Below are 16,863 nucleotides of genomic sequence, written 5' to 3'. Positions count from 1 at the left end.
TTGTTAAGAACGCTACTGCATTCAATGAGTTCTATATAATTGGTTCATTAATAATCAATATCATTTAAATTTTATGAGAGGCGGCATGAAAATGCAAGTTATACACACCATTTAATTTATCTGTCTTTTCGATCGTCTTCATATGGATTCGACATCTTTTCACGGGATCATACCGCCTATCCGTTAGGCAACCGATCCTCCAAGAAGCGGATCGCATTGCGGGACAATACGTCTCGAACCATGTCCTCTTGGAACGCGCGGAGCATGGCGTCAATGAGCTTGGACACGTCGCCCGGATTCCGGAGCGAGTCTATATATTGATCGATTCCATCAAAATCAGAACCGAGCATCAGATGCCGTGCTCCTCCAAGCGACGCGATATGATCGATGTGGCGCACGACGTCGTCGATGACGGCAGATCCGCCCTCTTTTACGAAGAAAGGTACATAAGTGACGCCAATGCGTCCGTCGACCGCAATGAGCGCTCGAATCTGATCGTCGGTCAAATTGCGCGGATGAGAGCACAGTGACCTTGCGTTGCTGTGAGAGGCAATAAACGAACGTTCCGCCATATCCGCCAGTTCCCAGAACCCCTTCTCCGACAGATGGGAGACGTCCAGAATAATGCCAAGCCGCTCGCACTCCTCTACTAGCTTTCGCCCTTTGGATGTTAACCCGCCTTGCCGGGACTCCATAACGCCGTCTGCCGCCCAGTTCGCATGGTTCCAAGTCAGGCCGAGCGCACGCAAGCCGAGGTGAAACAGCAGCCGAAGCATCGTCCAATCTCCCTGCAGGCTGTCAACGCCCTCCAACGACAGCAGAGCGCCAATTCGGCCGCCGGAGATGGCAGCCTTTAAATCCGACGGCGTTCGAATGAGTGATATATGCGGGTTCTTTATTATTTTTCGGTAAAATAAATCGACGCTCCGCCAAATCGACTCTTTGCCTGAGAGACGCTCAGGCACAAAGACCGCGAACGTTTGCAACACCGTTCCCGACCCGATAAGACGATCGGCCGTTACGTCAAGCAGCCCGTCCTCACCCGCATCAAACTCCAGTTGTTCATGTTCGAGCAGCTTCCAGAGCGCGTCGCAATGAAAATCGACGACAGGAAACTGCGCATTGATCCGGGCCGTCATGGTTGCTTCTCCTCCTTCTGTTTGCTCGTTATGCCGCATGCAAAAAACCTGCTTACAGCGAATGTAAACAGGTTCATCCATCTCATTTCCAATCCGAGCTGATCCTTCTATCGCATGTCCGTTATCTCGGTTCAACGATCAGCTTAATTGCCGTCCGGTCTTCTCCATCAATTACAATGTCTGTGAAAGCGGGAATACAGATGAGATCTACCCCGCTCGGCGCGACGAAACCTCTTGCAATCGCCACCGCCTTGATCGCCTGGTTCAACGCACCAGCCCCGATAGCCTGAAGTTCGGCGCCGCCACGTTCTCTCAAAACACCCGCCAGCGCGCCAGCAACAGAGTTTGGATTGGACTTTGCTGAAACTTTTAATACTTCCATGAAAAAGTACCTCCTCGGGAATGATGGATGGATTCCACTAGTTATAACTATTCGAGGGAGGCAGAAAGATTCCTTCTTTTATCGCTTGTACTTTACGAAGTATTCCGAATTGTTAGACATTTAGGACGAGTGACTAAAAGAACATCAGCGTTTCTTCCGTCTGACGGATTTTCAAGATCGATGTCGCTCTGCCAGTCGCCTCGTCCGTTTCAACGAGCACCGCGTGAAAATGCCAATCGCCTTCATCGACGACGAAGCGCGTTGGCAGCTGCGTCAGAAACTTGCGAAGCACAGCCGTGCGTTCCATGCCGAGTACGCCGTCTCGCGGTCCAACCATGCCGACGTCGGTTAAGTACGCTGTACCTTCAGGCAATATCCGGTCGTCGTTCGTCTGCACATGCGTATGTGTACCGACGACCAGCGACGCTCTGCCGTCGAGATGCCATCCCATTGCAATCTTCTCCGAAGTGGCCTCCGCATGGAAATCGACGAGAATATGATTCGTCTTGGAGCGCATCTCATCAATCAACTCGTCTGCCATACGGAACGGGCAATCGATCGGCGGCAAGAACGTGCGGCCTTGAAGATTGATGATCGCAAGCGACTTTCCGTTCGCTTTAATAAGCGCTGCACCTTGTCCCGGAGCTCCCGGCGGAAAATTGGCTGGCCGAACGAGACGCGGCTCATCGTCGATCCATTCGAACAGATCGCGGTTATCCCATGTATGGTTGCCCATCGTAATGCCGTGCACGCCTGCGTCGAACAGTTCCTTCGCAATGGCCGCAGTAATTCCCCGGCCCGCTGCCGAGTTCTCCGCATTCGCAATAATGATGTGCGGATTATATTTAGTCTTCAGCGCCGGCAGCACTTTTTTGACCGCCGCTCTGCCCACGCTTCCGACGATATCTCCGATAAATAAGATCTTCACTTGTATACCCTCCATGGATGTCAGGGGCTCTGCCCCTTGAAACCCCGATTTCTGTATGATAAATGGGGCTGCGCCCCAAATTCAGCTATATTACTATCTTTCTGCTCATCTAATCTTCCCTTTAAGGAAGGACCCCATGGACTCCGTCCTATGGAACCCGGTTTAACTGCCTTGCTTTGTCACCTAGACGCACCTTCCAACTCATGCGCCCTACTCATCACATTGCCCTATTGGGCAATGCCCCCGCTTCGGTGCATGTTAGTTTCCCCGCCTTAATCCTCCCCTAAGAGGACTTCAGGGACTCCGTACCCAAACCCCGGGAAGACTATTCCGCACGCCGTAGAGACACATCTGGAGCCTTTACACGCTACCTGCTGCTTGCCCTTATGGGCTATTGCCGCCTGACCCTATGTGCTACCTGCCGCTTTGCGCTTACACGCTACCTGCGCTTGCCTATACGGGCTATTCCCGCCTGACGACCTTACGCGCTACCAGATGCTTGCTGTAACGCTCAACGTACTGCTTGTACTTACGTGCTACCATCAGCTTGCCCTTACACACTACCAGCCACTTGCCCTTATGCTCTACCTGATGCTTCTCCCTTACATGCTACTTACCGCTTGCCCCTTACGCATTACTACCGATTGGACCTTACGGTATAGCTTACGTATGGTACATGCTTTTTTTACCTTACACTCTCGGGTAAAGCTTGCTTTGGGCTTGAACTCCTGTTCCTTCGTTGTACTTTGTACAACGAAAATGAGTCATTTGATCTAATTAGCGTACTTCGTTGTATTACGTACACCGAGATCTAACGCCGATATGATCAAAAGCGTACTATGGCTGACTTTGGAGTTCCATAGATTGTAATACAATGAACGTGCGCATATGTATCGGCCAACAGCGATTTCGTTGTACAGAATACAATGAAGCATAGTAATCAACGCATTCACCATTACCAATACCGCGTGACTGACTTCTGAACCTAGTATGTACGAGTCATTGTCCGTACAAACGACGAAAGTGGCTGGTTAGCAGCCACTTTCGTCGTTTGCACCGATTCAATTATTTGGCGTATTCGACCGCGCGCGTTTCTCTGATAACCGTAACCTTAATATGGCCCGGGTAGTCGAGCTCGCTCTCGATCTTCTTCGTTATATCGCGTGCTAAGCGGAACGCTTCCGTATCGTCGATCTTCTCTGGCTGAACCATGACGCGTACTTCGCGGCCAGCTTGGATGGCGTACGATTTCTCGACGCCTTCGAACGATTCGGAAATATCCTCGAGCTTCTCCAGACGTTTAATGTACGTCTCCAGCGTCTCGCGGCGCGCTCCCGGACGTGCTGCCGACAAAGCGTCAGCCGCTCCGACGAGCATTGCGATGACCGAAGTCGCTTCGCAATCACCGTGATGGGAGGCAATACTGTTAATGACGACAGGATGCTCTTTGTACTTCTTCGCAAGTTCAACGCCGATCTCGACGTGCGAGCCTTCAACCTCGTGGTCGAGTGCTTTGCCGATGTCATGAAGCAAGCCGGCACGCTTGGCGAGCGTTACATCTTCGCCGAGCTCCGCTGCCATCAGACCCGTCAAGTAAGCGACCTCCATCGAATGCTTGAGCACGTTCTGACCATAGCTTGTACGATATTTCAAACGACCCAAAATTTTGATCAAATCCGGATGCAGCCCGTGCACACCAACCTCGAATGTAGCCTGTTCCCCGTATTCGCGGATACGCTCGTCCACTTCTTTACGGGATTTATCGACCATCTCTTCGATACGTGCCGGATGAATACGTCCGTCCGCTACAAGCTTCTCCAAGGAAGTCCGAGCGATTTCTCTGCGGATCGGGTCGAAGCCCGATAAAATGACCGCTTCCGGCGTATCGTCGATAATGAGATCGATACCGGTCAATGTTTCCAAAGCGCGAATGTTGCGGCCTTCTCGTCCGATAATACGGCCTTTCATTTCCTCGTTCGGCAGTGCAACAACCGAGACGGTCGTTTCCGCCACGTGATCCGCCGCACACCGTTGAATCGCCAGCGAAATGATGTCGCGCGCTTTTTTATCCGCTTCTTCCTTCGCTTGCTGCTCGATTTCTTTAATCATTTGTGCTGTCTCATGACGCACTTCCTGCTCGACGTTGGACAAGATGATACTGCGTGCATCCTCCATCGTCAGGTTCGAAATTCGTTCGAGCTCGGTCACTTGCTGCTTGTAGAGAACATCGATCTGCGATTGTGTTTCCTCGATTCGTTTCTCCTTGTTGGCTACTTGCTCTTCTTTGCGCTCAAGCGCTTCTAACTTTTTATCCAACGCCTCTTCCTTCTGCTGAAGACGACGTTCCTGACGCGACGTTTCACTACGCCGCTCACGAATGTCGCGCTCTGCTTCGGAACGAAGCTTGTGGACTTCATCTTTCGCCTCAAGCACAGTTTCTTTCTTAAGCGCTTCCGCCTCTTTCTTAGCATTGTCAACAATGACAGTAGCGGCTTGCTCAGCGCTTTGAATTTTGGCTTCGGCGATCGATTTGCGAATGAAATAACCAATCCCAAAGAAAATCGCACCAACAACGAGAACGATCAAGATCCATACAGCCGTGGGCATCTTGTTCACCTCCCCGTTGCATACCAAGTTCAACGCTTGGGATGATATTTTGTTTTCTTAGCCGGTTCCATACCGAATAATCGACTAAACTCAGGTGAAAATAATCTGTTTCGAATCAATTTTTGGAAGGAAAATCGATTCAAAAAGAAAGAATACAAAATCATTTTATCTTTTGACAAAATCAATTGTCAAGCCAAACCGATTGTTCGTCATCGAGCTCGGCCGAAGCCTCAGTCATAGCGCGCTTTACAGCCCTCTTCGCAACTTCGCCAGGAAATCCTCGCCGCAGCAAAAATTGCGCAATTTTGCGGTATTTGTCGAACGATTCTCCTGACATGGAGCGCCAACGCTTCTCTGCGATCCGGTCAGCAGCAGCCTGCTCGGTTTCTTGATCCAAATCTGCGGCAGCTGCATCTGCCGTACCTCTGTCCACTCCGCGCTGCTTCAGCTCTTGCTTGATTAACAACCGGCCTTTCCCGCCCGCTCTTAACCGGCTCTTTGCGAACCTCTCTGCATAATCCGCATCATCGATAAGCCGTTCTTGCTTCAGCCGGTCGACGGCGTAGGCGATAGACTCCTCTTCCAGCTCCTTGCGGGACAAATAACGTTGGATTTCTTTGCCCGTACGAGGACTCAAACCTAAATAATATACCGCAAGAGCGTATGCTCGGTAACGGTTATCATCCCTAATAATTTCCGCGAGCGCTTCAGGAGATAACTCTACACCTTTGAATAAGCGGTAGCGGATGAGCAAATCTTCATGGACGGACAAAGCCGGCTCTACCCCGCCATTCACATAGATGTGGTACCTTCTTCGGTTTTTACTGTCCGATTCGACGGACGTAATCGTGTATATCACCGCTGCCTCCTTACAAATGAGGAAAGGCACCTTTCGCAAGGTGCCGTCTCCGTATCAATATCATAAGCGTATAGCGCGTGAAAGCGATATTACACCAATTCGTCGAGAGTTGGTTCTTCCTCTTCTTCACGCTCAGCCGCTTCAGCAGCTGCCTTAAGCACCGATTCCGTAAGCTTCGTCGCTTGACGAATTTGCGAGTCGATTGTAGCCGCAGTTTCCGGATGGTCTTTGAGGTATTGCTTCGCATTCTCGCGGCCTTGGCCGAGACGGTCACCGTTGTACGAGAACCATGCGCCGCTCTTCTGAACGATATCCAGCTCGGTGCCGATGTCGATCAAGCTGCCTTCGCGCGAAATGCCTTCGCCGTACATAATATCCATCTCCGCTTGCTTAAACGGAGGCGCTACTTTGTTCTTAATGACTTTCACACGAGTACGGTTACCAACCACATCATTACCTTGCTTGATGGACTCAATGCGGCGAACATCAAGACGTACGCTGGAATAGAACTTAAGCGCGCGTCCGCCTGGCGTCGTCTCAGGGTTACCGAACATAACGCCGACCTTCTCGCGAAGCTGGTTGATAAAGATTGCAATCGTCTTCGACTTGCTGATCGCACCGGACAGCTTACGAAGCGCCTGCGACATGAGGCGCGCTTGCAGACCAACGTGGGAGTCGCCCATCTCGCCTTCGATCTCCGCCTTCGGCACGAGTGCTGCAACGGAGTCAATAACGATAACGTCTACCGCGCCGCTGCGAACGAGTGCTTCTGCGATTTCGAGCGCTTGCTCGCCCGTATCCGGCTGCGACAAGAGCAATTCGTCGATGTTGACGCCCAGCTTGCTTGCATAGAGCGGATCAAGAGCATGCTCCGCATCGATGAAAGCGGCTTGTCCGCCGGCCTTCTGAACTTCTGCGATTGCGTGAAGCGCAACTGTCGTCTTACCGGACGATTCCGGTCCATACACTTCAATAATACGACCACGAGGGAACCCCCCGATGCCGAGGGCAATATCTAAAGCAAGTGCGCCGCTCGATACGACTTCGACTTGCATATGCGTCGATTCGCCTAGTTTCATGATGGAGCCCTTACCGAACTGCTTCTCAATCTGACGGAGTGCCATTTCCAACGCTGCGCGACGATCTGACAACTAACTCACATCCCTTTACTCTTTATAGTTTTATAATAGCGTATTTCGAATCGGTTGCCAAGCATTTTTTCGAACATACATTCGCTTTTTTTATCCTATGCCCGGCTTACGGTCATCCTTAAAACAAAAAGAACCGCAGCAAATGGTCATTCGCCGCGGTTCTTCCGTCAACTAGTTCTACTATATCATGCCTGTCCCGATTGTTCAATCCCGCGCAGAGATTGCCATAGCCGGTACAGGACCGACTTCACCGCGCGTACCCGTATAATCTCTCTCGAACCGCTCAGATGCATCGTGTGCACTTCCGCCTGTTTGCCCCGCTCCGCAATGGCATAATATACGAGTCCGACCGGCTTGCCCTCCGATTCGGCCGGCCCGGCTACTCCCGTAATCGAAACACCGTAATCGGCATCCGCAATTTCCCGAACCCGCTCCGCCATCAGCGCTGCAGTCGATTCGCTGATCGCACCTGGCGCTCCTGGCCCTTCAAGCTGAGCCATCGGAATACCGAGCAACTGATGCTTCATTGCGTTCGTATACGTCACGACCCCGCCCGCGTACTCCCCGCTGCTTCCCGGAATATTCGTAATCAGCTCGGCGAACAAGCCGCCGCTGCAGCTCTCCGCAGATGAGACCGTGCGTCCGGTTGCACGGAGAAGACGCACGACCCCTTCTTCGAGCGGTATATCTTCCTGCGCAAACATATACTCGCCGACGCGATGACGGATCGCCTCGACAGCAATATCCAACTTGGATTGCGCCTCAAGAGCGGTCGTGGCCTTCGTCGCCACACGGATCGCGACTTCTCCTTCCTTGGCGTACGGCGCGATCGTTGGATCGGTCTGACCGTCGATTAAATCAAGCAACTTATCTTCTAAAGTCGATTCACCAATACCTGCGAACTTTAACAATCTTGAATAAAGAGGCATCGATTCGCCAAGCTCACTGAGCAGCCAAGAAAGCGCAGGCCCTTCGAACATCGGCTTCATCTCGCGCGGAGGACCCGGAAGTAAAATATACCGCGTCCCGTCAGCTTCAATCGCATTGCCTACGGCAAGTCCGGCATCGTTGAACAAAGCGGCTGCGCCGGTAATCGTTGACGCTTGCCTTTTATTGCTGTCGACCATGTGGACGCCGCGCGACTCGAAGAACGATACAATTTTTGCCATGGACGGCTCGTCGTAAGTCAGCGCAAGCCCTAAATATTCCGCCAGCACGTCTTTGGTCAGATCATCCTGCGTAGGACCAAGACCGCCTGTAAACACGAGCAGATCGGCGCGGCTTCGCGCCGTTTCGATCGCAGAGCGAATACGATGAGGATTGTCTCCGACCACGCTCTGATAATAGACGTCGATCCCGAGATCCGCCAGCCGGCGGGAAAGGTACTGTGCATTCGTATTTACAATCTGGCCTAGCAGCAGCTCAGTGCCGACTGCGATCAATTCGGCTTTCATGTCAGTTCCCCTTTCGCATCACTTGCAAAGGTTGAATAGTAAAGGAAGGACATCTTCCAACAGGAAGATGTCCGCGTCTTTAAGCAATCGGTATTAGGTTCTTGTTCTTCATAAAATAATCGATGCCGGAGTACACGGTAATAACCGCTGCAGCCCAGCTTGCAATCAGATCAAACCGCACGTCTATGAACGTAAACGGGAAATTGTTAATCAGCAAAGCGATAATCATCGTAATCTGAACTGCTGTCTTCCACTTGCCCCACTTGCTGGCCGCAATGACTTTGTGCTCGAGCAGAGCGATTTGGCGCAACCCTGTCACAGCAAATTCGCGACAAATGATGACGACCGCAATCCACGCATCCAGCTTGTCCATCTCAACGAGCGAAATAAGGACAGCAGCTACGAGCACCTTATCAGCGAGCGGATCAAGCAGTTTCCCGAGATTGGTAACGATCTTATTCTTGCGGGCAATATAACCGTCCAATCCGTCGGTACTAGCGGCGACAATAAATATAAGAGCAGCCACAATTTGATTGTATGTAATGGAGAAATCTTCGAAGTGGATCGGTTTGATATCCATCTTCACCAGCAAGAAAAACATAATGATCGGCACTAAAAAGATGCGGGCCAGCGTAATTCGGTTCGCTAAGTTCATGACAAAGCCCTCCCGAACTGGCTAAGTATGCCGGTAAATCGACTGCTGCTATCCGTCTGAAACGTTAATACTCGTTCTGTCATAACGTGCTATCCCCCAGATCTGACTGCGAAAAGCTATCTAATAAAGTATAATACATGCCCTATGGCGTGTCAAAATCGAACCCTTACCGCCACAAAGCGCAAGTCCGCTATTTTGTTAACGGAAGTTAGTAAATTGAAGCTCGACAGGCAGTTCCGTTCCGCGCAGCAACGACATAACTGCTTGAAGATCGTCTTTGCTTTTGCCGGTTACACGAATTTGGTCGCCTTGAATTTGGCTTTTCACTTTCAGCTTGGAATCGCGGATGAGAATGTTAATCTTTTTGGCTACATCTTGATCGATGCCAGTCCGCAGCTTGATCCGCTGACGAACAGTCGATCCGGATGCCGGTTCAATTTTGCCGTAATCAAGATTTTTGATCGGAACGCCGCGCTTTACCATCTTCGCGAGCAATATATCGAGCAGTCCCTGCAGCTTGAAATCGTCATCGGATGCTACGAGGAGTTCTTCCTTATCGATCGTAATGCTGCTCTTGCTGCCTCTGAAATCGAATCGGGTCGCAAGCTCTTTCTCCGCCTGCTGGATCGCATTATTCAACTCCTGCATGTCTACTTTCGATACAATATCGAATGCATTCTCGTTACTCATGTCAACATCGCTCCTCTTAGCTTTTGCATCGGTCCGCCATTTCTTTCAACCTCATATTGTTTCTTGTGCCGTATTATAACTGAAACATACGACAAAGAAAAGGCGTACGCTCCTTCTCGGGCGTACGCCTTTCTGGCTATGCAGCCATTATTCGGTTGCTTGGCCCTCGCCAGTATTCGCAGCTGTGCCCTCGTTTGACGTACCTGTATTCGCGTTAGCATCCGTACCAGCATTGCCAGCATTGCCGGTATTGCCCGCAGCAGTACCGCCCGCATTGTTCGTCGTGCCGGCATCCGCTGCAACCGGATTGAACTGCATCTTCTTCGAACTCGTACGGTTGCCGTCTTCCACCGCAACGCCGTCAATCGAAATTTCAACCAGATCAGCCCGGCCTACGTTAACATACAGCGACTTGTCGAGCGGATAAGTCTGTGTCGTGCCGTTTGGTGCATTTTTATAGAAGAGCTTATTGCCTTTATTACTGTCCTCGCGAACCTCCAGCCAGTTCGTGCCGCCTTTGATCGCAATTTGAAGCGTATGCGTACCAGCAGGACCAACGTCGAAATGATCCACGCGTCCGGACTTGTGCGACAGTGTAACCGTCGTCGGCGGCGGCGGTGGTGGTGGTGGTGGTGGCGTCTCGACCGTCTGGCCGCCAGTCGTCGAGTTGTTATCCGGTGTACCGGTGTTCGTGTTCTGATCGGCAGGCGGTTGTTCCGTTTCTTTCGGCAGTTCAGTCGAATCGGTAATTTTCGTTTGATCGTCCACCTTCGAAGCGTTATCGCCATCGTTGGCTTTTATCGCATATATCCATACGACTACCGCAATGACGATAACGAAGGAGAGCATTATGCCCGTAAAGCCGAATTTGCTCCAGCGATCCGAAGATGTTTGCGACGCCTTGCGCGGCTGCCTGACGATCGGTTCTACTACAGACTCAGGCGCAGCAGCAGGCATCTCATGTTTATACAGACGCAGCACGTCGTCGGCATCGAGACCGACCGCTTCGGCATACGTCTTCACAAAAGCCCGAACGTAGAAGCTGCCGGGCAATACCTTATGATCCCCCGTTTCGATCGCTTCCAAATATCGTTTACGAATCTTGGTTGCTTCTTGTACATCCTCGAGCGAAAGCCCGCGCTGTTCCCTTGCCTTTTTAAGCAAATCACCCAAATCAGACATACCTTCACCTCCTGATGTTCATCTCTTCTTCATCTGCCAGAGCCAATCTTATCCCTGATTAGCTGATATTAAAACTCATGAAAGCCATTTGTAATGGCCTCATAGGATATTTCCTCATCCGGCGTATTACGCAGCTCTATAATTGTATCAAAAGTGCTGTAATCAAAATGTGATTCTTTAATAAAAATGTCCGGATGCTCGATGATCTTCGTCGACGGCATCGCCATCAACTCTTGAATCAGAGCGTAATGCTTCTCGTTGGAGCGCATCGTGCTTACAATGCCATCAATAATAAAGATGCTGTTCGGGTTCATCTCTTCTTCGGACAACTGGCTTCTCACCGTCTGTCTAAGAAGTGTCGACGATACGAACGTCCAGCGCTTATTCGAGCATACGCTTCCGGCAATAATCGATTCCGTCTTGCCTACTCGGGGCATCCCGCGCAGCCCGATTACTTGGTTGCCGTCACGTTTGAATATTTCGCCGAGGAAATCGACGAGCAAGCCTAGTTCGTCGCGTGTAAACCGGAACGTTTTCTTATCATCGGAATCCCGTTCGATGAACCGGCCGTGCCTCACCGCAAGAATGTCGAGCAGTGTCGGCGGACGCAGCTTATTAACCGTTATATAGTCCATCTTCGCCAGCATTTGACCGAGCAGATCGATCTTGCCGTCGTCATCGGTCTCGAGCAGCATGCCGCGCGTCCGGTCTTCTACGCCGTTGATCGTCAAAATGTTAACGCTCATCATCCCCAGCAGCGAAGCGATATTGCCAAGCAAACCGGGACGATTCTTATGTATCTTGTACTCCATGTACCATTGCCGCTTCTCCATCATTCCACCGTCCCCATGTGCCGTTCGTACTACAAATTGTTATTCTACAATTTTCGCTACTTTCCTGCAAGTGTACTATCGCAATATTGAAAAGAATAAACCGGGAAGTGCAAGCGTTTCCCGTCCGAAAGCGGAACCAAATGTCGATTCGCAGAAAAGCCCCCACGAAGGGAGCCTCTCTGGCTAACCGTTTTACTTGTCTACAAGCTTACACATAATACGGGCAAGCGTTTTGCGTTCATCCTCATCGCCCGCATCCCACATTTCTTTCAATACTCGCTGCTCTTCGTTCTTCGGATCAACGCGCTCATCCAAGAATGAGCCGATCTCGTAAGCGAGATTTGCAATCGTATCCTCCGAAAGCCCCATTTTCTTCCCTTGCTCCATACGTGCGGATAGAAACTGTTTCCACGAATCGAAGTTAGAAAGGACGGTTGACATGTTAGAGCGCCTCCTTCAATTGTTGAATCATTAAGTGTTCATGAACAACAATTGTATTGTGCGTAGGTGCCCGCCCTTCTATACGACGATTAAACGATTCGTAAAGTTTTGAACCAACGGCTGCAGTCGCCGCATAAATCAGGTCATCCAACCGCCGTTCGGGCTAATGACTTGCCCGGTTATGTAGGCCGATTCCGGCAAAGACAAAAAGTAGACGAGCGATGCGATCTCATCGGGCTGTGCGAACCGTCCGAGCGGAATTTCTTGCTCCAGCGCCTGCTTCTCGCCGTCGTCCAATTTATCCAGCATGACTGTATCGACAGCACCTGGTGCGACGGCATTCACGGTTACGCCTGAAGGTGCAAGCTCCTTAGCGAGCGCTTTAGTGAATGCATTCATGCCGCCTTTAGTCGTGGAATACAGCACCTCGCATGATGCGCCGGACATGCCCCATACGGACGAGACGTTAATAATTCTTCCGAACCGCTGGCGAATCATCGGTCCCATGAACAACTGGGTCGTCAGAAACATTCCTTTCAAATTGACGGACATAACGTCGTCCCATTCCTGCTCCGTTACGTCGGAGAGCATGCCATAATGGGCGATTCCCGCGTTATTGACCAAAATATCCGGAATCATCCCGCGGTCCGCCAGCTTGTCCTTCATACGGGCGAGCTGCTCCTTCGACCGCAGATCTGCGGATACAGTCATCACGTTCGCGCCCAGCCTCATGCAGCGGCGCGCCGTCTCGTTAGCAGATTCATGGGATTGCAAATAATGGATCACGATGTTCATCCTCTCCGCGGCGAAGCGCTGCGCGATGGCAGCGCCGATGCCGCGGCTTCCCCCGGTGATGAGCACCGTCATCTCATGAAGCGGCTTGCTCAACTAGACTGCCGCTCCTTCGATTCGACGATGGATACAGCAAGCTGGTTCCAGTCAAAATGCTCACGAAGCCGTTCATTGACTTCGCTAAGTGTTACTTGCTCATACTGATGCAGCTGAGAGAACAAGTCTCCGCCGCGGAACCGGTAGCGGGTAAATTCTCCTGCTATTGCTTCGGGGGAATTGAGCATGCGCAAATATCCGCCGATCTTCTTACGGCGCGAACGTTCGAACGCTTCTTCCGAGATGCCGGACACGAGCAGCTTATCAACCGCTTCACGGACTTTGCCAAGCAGCGCATCCGGGTCCTTCGTCTCTCCGCCGATAACGGAGAACGCATATTCAGGCGAAGCGTTATACTCATGCGAGAACGAATCCGAGATCAAGCCTTCGTCATACAGCGATTGGTAAAGCTTCGAGCTTGCGCCAAAAACGATATCAAGCATAATGCGCGTAACCGCTTCGCGCTTCTGCAAAGCCTCGCCTGTAAAGCCAACCCTCGTCTCTTTCAGGCCGAACATACATTTCGGCAGCGAGACCTGCAGGTTAAGCACTCTTCTCGCTTCTTTGACTGTAGAAGGCTCCTGATCGAACGAACGGACAATCCGTCCTTGCTGCGGGAACGACTTACGAGCCTGGTTATTGCGAACGAGCTCGAATACTTCTTTCGCATCGACGCCGCCCACCACGAACAAGATCATATTCGTTGGATGATAGAATGTCTCATAGCACCGGTACAGCGTTTCCTTGTCGATCTTATAGATCGACTCGACCGTTCCGGCGATGTCGATATGAATCGGATGGGAATGGTACATGGCATCGAACAAGCCGAAGTATACCCGCCAATCCGGATTATCTGCATACATTTGAATTTCTTGCTCGATAATGCCCTTCTCTTTGTCCACATTCTCATCCGTGAAATACGGATGCTGAACGAAATCGATCAACGTCTCGAGATTAGCCGGAATTTGCTCGGTAGCTGAGAACAGATAGACCGTCCGGTCAAAGCTCGTATAGGCGTTTGCTGACGCGCCCTGCTTCGAGAATGTGGCGAAGATATCGCCCGTCGGCTCCTCGAACATTTTGTGCTCCAAGAAATGGGCAATGCCGTCCGGTACGCTAATGAGCGGATTGCCTTCCACTCCGAACCGGTTGTCGACGGATCCATACTTGGTCGAGAAGGTCGCATACGTCTTCTGGAACCCTTCCTTCGGAAGGACGAACACTTCAAGGCCGTTCGGCATTACTTCGCGGTACAACGTTTCCTGAACGCCGGGATAAGACAATGTTTCGATCGCCATCGCTTACGCCTCCTTCCTGTCCCGTAAAAAGTAAATCGTATCGAGCTGAATGCCTTTCGCCACGCGGACGATATCGTCCGCTGTAACGGCCGAGACCTGCTCGATAAGCGCTTCGCCTGTCCGAGTGCTGCCGGAGAATATGGCGTTAAAGTCGTAACCAATCATCTCGTACGCCGAATCCTGCATTTCACGCACGTGATTCAGCAGCATCGCCTTCGTCTGATCCAACTCGAGCTCGCTAATTTTGCCGGCTGCGATATCTTGAAGCTGCTTGCGGATAATCTCAACCGCTTTCTCATACTTGTCAATTTCGATGCCCGATTGGATCGTCATTAACCCTTTGTGTCCATCTAGCCGGGAGGATGCGTAATAGGCAAGGCTCGCTTTCTCCCTGACATTAATGAACAGCTTCGAATGCGGATATGCACCCAACACGCCGTTATAGACGAGCAGTGCCGGATAATCGGCGTCAGCATAAGCAATGCCGGTACGCAGACCAAGATTGAGCTTGCCCTGCTTCACTTCCATCTTCTCGACGACCGTCTTCAGTTCGCCCGCTTCCGCACGCACAGACGCCGCTTTATAAGCCCCCGTATCGCCCGCCGGCAGCTTGAACGACTCTTCGACAAGCGCACGGACTTCTTCATAAGTCGTATCGCCTGCAACATACAGGTCGAATACCGCCTCGTTCATCCATTGATGGTACCGCTCATATAACGACTCTGCCGTAATGCCCGGCAGATCGGACCGGTTGCCGAGCGCATGCAGACGGTAAGGATCGCCCTCACACATTTCTTCGACGCATCTCTCCGCCGCATAACGGATTTTATCGTTAATAATCGATTCCAGCCGTTTGCGAAGCGTATCGCTCTCAGCCTGCACATATTTGGTGACGAAATGGCCGTTCTCAAGCGCAGGCTCCGTCACTACTTCACCCATATAACGAAGCGATGATGCGAGCAAAGATTCATCTGTTTTCACGAACGCGTCATTAATGACATCCATTCGGAACTGGATAAATTGATTGTTACCGCGTTTGAATACATCGAATCCAAATCCAGCTCCATACAGATCGTCTAACCGCTCCCGCAGCGCAATCGTCTCCGGTGTCTGGCTCGTTCCTCTGCGCAACACGAAGGGCAGCAGCGCCGTTGCTGTAACATGGCTTTCCTCGAGCGGTATGCCGGCGTACAACGAAATCGCGAATGTTTTGAACCGTTTGGTCGGCAGTACATGCAACCGGATTCGGTTAACCTGCCCCCGTTCGAATGTGGTGGAACTCATTCTTCCAGCCCCTTCCCTATCAACAGCTATGTTCAATTGCGTCCAATAGTCAATCTATTCCAAGCCGTCATATTCAATACCATTCTACCGGATTGGAAATGGCAGAAGCAACCTGCACCTTGAACGGCGGGCTGCTTCTGCTCACGCTTCTTGCTGTTACATGCAAAAAATATGTTTGCCGATCGTCTTCACCTGCGGTCTTGACCATATCCATTTGGAAGTAGCTGTCGCCGGGTTGAAATAATAAATGCATCCGCCGCTCGGATCCCAACCGTTAATGGCATCCTGCACAGCCTGCTTAGCTCTCTCGTTCGGCGTCAAATAAATTTGTCCGTCAGCAACTGCCGTGAAAGCACCTGGCTGAAAAATAACGCCCGATATCGAATTCGGAAAGCTCGGCGATTTCAACCGATTCAGAATGACAGCAGCTACCGCCACCTGTCCTTCATAAGGCTCGCCTCGAGATTCGCCGTATACGGCATTCGCCATAATTTTAATATCGTTCGCTGACAGCCCGAGCTTATTGGACTTCCCGATAACGCTGGCATTGCCTGCAGAAGTCGCCTTCTCGCCGCTGCCGGACGATTGGGCAGGAGCCGTATTACCGGATGGAGCCCAATTCTTCGTCGCTTCCCACAGCTTGAGCTTTGATTTCGCTCCAACGACTCCATCTGCCTTCATTCCGAACTTCCATTGAAACCACTTCACAGAATTGAGCGTCGTCGATCCGAATTGGCCGTCGATCGATCCGCTGTAGAAGCCTAGATATTTTAATCTTCCTTGCAGCTCTAACACATCCTTGCCGGAGGAGCCGAGCTTGATCGTCGCGCTGCTGAACGTTTCTTCGGTTTTGCCGTGGTCCGAGAACCGCAGTGTGTAGGTGCCGAACAGCAGCAGTACGATAACTACCGTCATCCAAATCAAGCGATTTCTCATAGGTCGGATCTGCCTTTCTCATGCAAGTTGGTTCGCTTAACAAGCGTATCCTGTCGGTAGTATGAGAAACGGCAGTTTATTCTATTCACGTGAGAAAATCTCTTTCGTGGCCTAATCAGGTTGAAGACGCACAATC

16 protein-coding genes are annotated in these 16,863 nt (G+C 51.3%); all 16 read right to left on the bottom strand.

The window, feature by feature from the left end; all coding sequences use genetic code 11:
- Positions 1-176: 176 nt before the first annotated feature.
- Entirely contained in the window at positions 177-1,139 is a 963-nt protein-coding gene (locus tag PKO01S_RS12640; protein ID WP_127531707.1) for a dipeptidase, read from the bottom strand.
- 121 nt (positions 1,140-1,260) lie between these two features.
- Positions 1,261-1,521, bottom strand: coding sequence for a stage V sporulation protein S (locus tag PKO01S_RS12635; RefSeq protein WP_006211249.1), 261 nt, complete (start codon positions 1,519-1,521; stop codon positions 1,261-1,263).
- A 133-nt stretch (positions 1,522-1,654) separates the two neighbouring features.
- Positions 1,655-2,449, bottom strand: coding sequence for a TIGR00282 family metallophosphoesterase (locus tag PKO01S_RS12630; protein ID WP_127531706.1), 795 nt, complete (start codon positions 2,447-2,449; stop codon positions 1,655-1,657).
- A gap of 1,065 nt (positions 2,450-3,514) precedes the next feature.
- Entirely contained in the window at positions 3,515-5,056 is a 1,542-nt protein-coding gene (gene rny / locus PKO01S_RS12625; protein ID WP_127531705.1) for a ribonuclease Y, read from the bottom strand.
- Between the two features lie 181 nt (positions 5,057-5,237).
- The gene (locus PKO01S_RS12620) at positions 5,238-5,915 is read right to left on the bottom strand and encodes a RecX family transcriptional regulator (RefSeq protein WP_127531704.1); all 678 of its coding nucleotides are present in this window, start codon (positions 5,913-5,915) and stop codon (positions 5,238-5,240) included.
- Positions 5,916-6,004: 89 nt separating this feature from the next.
- Entirely contained in the window at positions 6,005-7,066 is a 1,062-nt protein-coding gene (gene recA, locus PKO01S_RS12615; protein ID WP_127531703.1) for a recombinase RecA, read from the bottom strand.
- Between the two features lie 185 nt (positions 7,067-7,251).
- Positions 7,252-8,520: a competence/damage-inducible protein A gene (locus PKO01S_RS12610; RefSeq protein WP_127531702.1), complete on the bottom strand. Its 1,269-nt coding sequence runs from the start codon at positions 8,518-8,520 to the stop codon at positions 7,252-7,254.
- Between the two features lie 79 nt (positions 8,521-8,599).
- On the bottom strand, positions 8,600-9,175 hold the full coding sequence (gene pgsA / locus PKO01S_RS12605) for a CDP-diacylglycerol--glycerol-3-phosphate 3-phosphatidyltransferase (RefSeq protein ID WP_127531701.1): 576 nt from the start codon (positions 9,173-9,175) through the stop codon (positions 8,600-8,602).
- A gap of 198 nt (positions 9,176-9,373) precedes the next feature.
- Positions 9,374-9,865, bottom strand: a complete 492-nt coding sequence (locus PKO01S_RS12600) for a YajQ family cyclic di-GMP-binding protein (protein WP_127531700.1) — start codon at positions 9,863-9,865, stop codon at positions 9,374-9,376.
- 147 nt (positions 9,866-10,012) lie between these two features.
- On the bottom strand, positions 10,013-11,047 hold the full coding sequence (locus PKO01S_RS12595) for a helix-turn-helix domain-containing protein (protein WP_127531699.1): 1,035 nt from the start codon (positions 11,045-11,047) through the stop codon (positions 10,013-10,015).
- A 68-nt stretch (positions 11,048-11,115) separates the two neighbouring features.
- A complete protein-coding gene (locus PKO01S_RS12590) occupies positions 11,116-11,880 on the bottom strand; it encodes a DUF3388 domain-containing protein (RefSeq protein ID WP_127531755.1) in 765 nt (254 codons plus the stop codon).
- 192 nt (positions 11,881-12,072) lie between these two features.
- Positions 12,073-12,321, bottom strand: coding sequence for a DUF3243 domain-containing protein (locus PKO01S_RS12585; protein ID WP_127531698.1), 249 nt, complete (start codon positions 12,319-12,321; stop codon positions 12,073-12,075).
- 138 nt (positions 12,322-12,459) lie between these two features.
- On the bottom strand, positions 12,460-13,188 hold the full coding sequence (gene ymfI, locus PKO01S_RS12580) for an elongation factor P 5-aminopentanone reductase (protein WP_127531754.1): 729 nt from the start codon (positions 13,186-13,188) through the stop codon (positions 12,460-12,462).
- A gap of 17 nt (positions 13,189-13,205) precedes the next feature.
- Positions 13,206-14,501, bottom strand: coding sequence for an EF-P 5-aminopentanol modification-associated protein YfmH (gene yfmH, locus PKO01S_RS12575; RefSeq protein ID WP_127531753.1), 1,296 nt, complete (start codon positions 14,499-14,501; stop codon positions 13,206-13,208).
- A 9-nt stretch (positions 14,502-14,510) separates the two neighbouring features.
- Complete coding sequence (yfmF, locus tag PKO01S_RS12570) at positions 14,511-15,791, bottom strand: EF-P 5-aminopentanol modification-associated protein YfmF (protein ID WP_127531697.1); 1,281 nt, start codon at positions 15,789-15,791, stop codon at positions 14,511-14,513.
- A 156-nt stretch (positions 15,792-15,947) separates the two neighbouring features.
- Complete coding sequence (gene sleB, locus PKO01S_RS12565) at positions 15,948-16,727, bottom strand: spore cortex-lytic enzyme (RefSeq protein WP_127531696.1); 780 nt, start codon at positions 16,725-16,727, stop codon at positions 15,948-15,950.
- Positions 16,728-16,863 lie beyond the last annotated feature (136 nt).

This window comes from Paenibacillus kobensis NBRC 15729 (assembly GCF_004000825.1).
GTDB classification, from domain to species: domain Bacteria; phylum Bacillota; class Bacilli; order Paenibacillales; family Paenibacillaceae; genus Paenibacillus_T; species Paenibacillus_T kobensis.
This window is presented reverse-complemented; position numbering and strand designations above follow the sequence as displayed.

Excerpts from the sequence above, each read along its gene's own strand:
- PKO01S_RS12610 (WP_127531702.1), bottom strand. The coding sequence starts at position 8,520 with ATGAAAGCCGAATTGATCGCAGTCGGCACTGAGCTGCTGCTAGGCCAG.
- PKO01S_RS12640 (WP_127531707.1), bottom strand. The coding sequence starts at position 1,139 with ATGACGGCCCGGATCAATGCGCAGTTTCCTGTCGTCGATTTTCATTGC.
- PKO01S_RS12585 (WP_127531698.1), bottom strand. The coding sequence starts at position 12,321 with ATGTCAACCGTCCTTTCTAACTTCGATTCGTGGAAACAGTTTCTATCC.
- PKO01S_RS12595 (WP_127531699.1), bottom strand. The coding sequence starts at position 11,047 with ATGTCTGATTTGGGTGATTTGCTTAAAAAGGCAAGGGAACAGCGCGGG.
- PKO01S_RS12600 (WP_127531700.1), bottom strand. The coding sequence starts at position 9,865 with ATGAGTAACGAGAATGCATTCGATATTGTATCGAAAGTAGACATGCAG.
- PKO01S_RS12590 (WP_127531755.1), bottom strand. The coding sequence starts at position 11,880 with ATGGAGAAGCGGCAATGGTACATGGAGTACAAGATACATAAGAATCGT.
- rny (WP_127531705.1), bottom strand. The coding sequence starts at position 5,056 with ATGCCCACGGCTGTATGGATCTTGATCGTTCTCGTTGTTGGTGCGATT.
- yfmF (WP_127531697.1), bottom strand. The coding sequence starts at position 15,791 with ATGAGTTCCACCACATTCGAACGGGGGCAGGTTAACCGAATCCGGTTG.
- sleB (WP_127531696.1), bottom strand. The coding sequence starts at position 16,727 with ATGAGAAATCGCTTGATTTGGATGACGGTAGTTATCGTACTGCTGCTG.
- PKO01S_RS12635 (WP_006211249.1), bottom strand. The coding sequence starts at position 1,521 with ATGGAAGTATTAAAAGTTTCAGCAAAGTCCAATCCAAACTCTGTTGCT.
- ymfI (WP_127531754.1), bottom strand. The coding sequence starts at position 13,188 with ATGACGGTGCTCATCACCGGGGGAAGCCGCGGCATCGGCGCTGCCATC.
- pgsA (WP_127531701.1), bottom strand. The coding sequence starts at position 9,175 with ATGAACTTAGCGAACCGAATTACGCTGGCCCGCATCTTTTTAGTGCCG.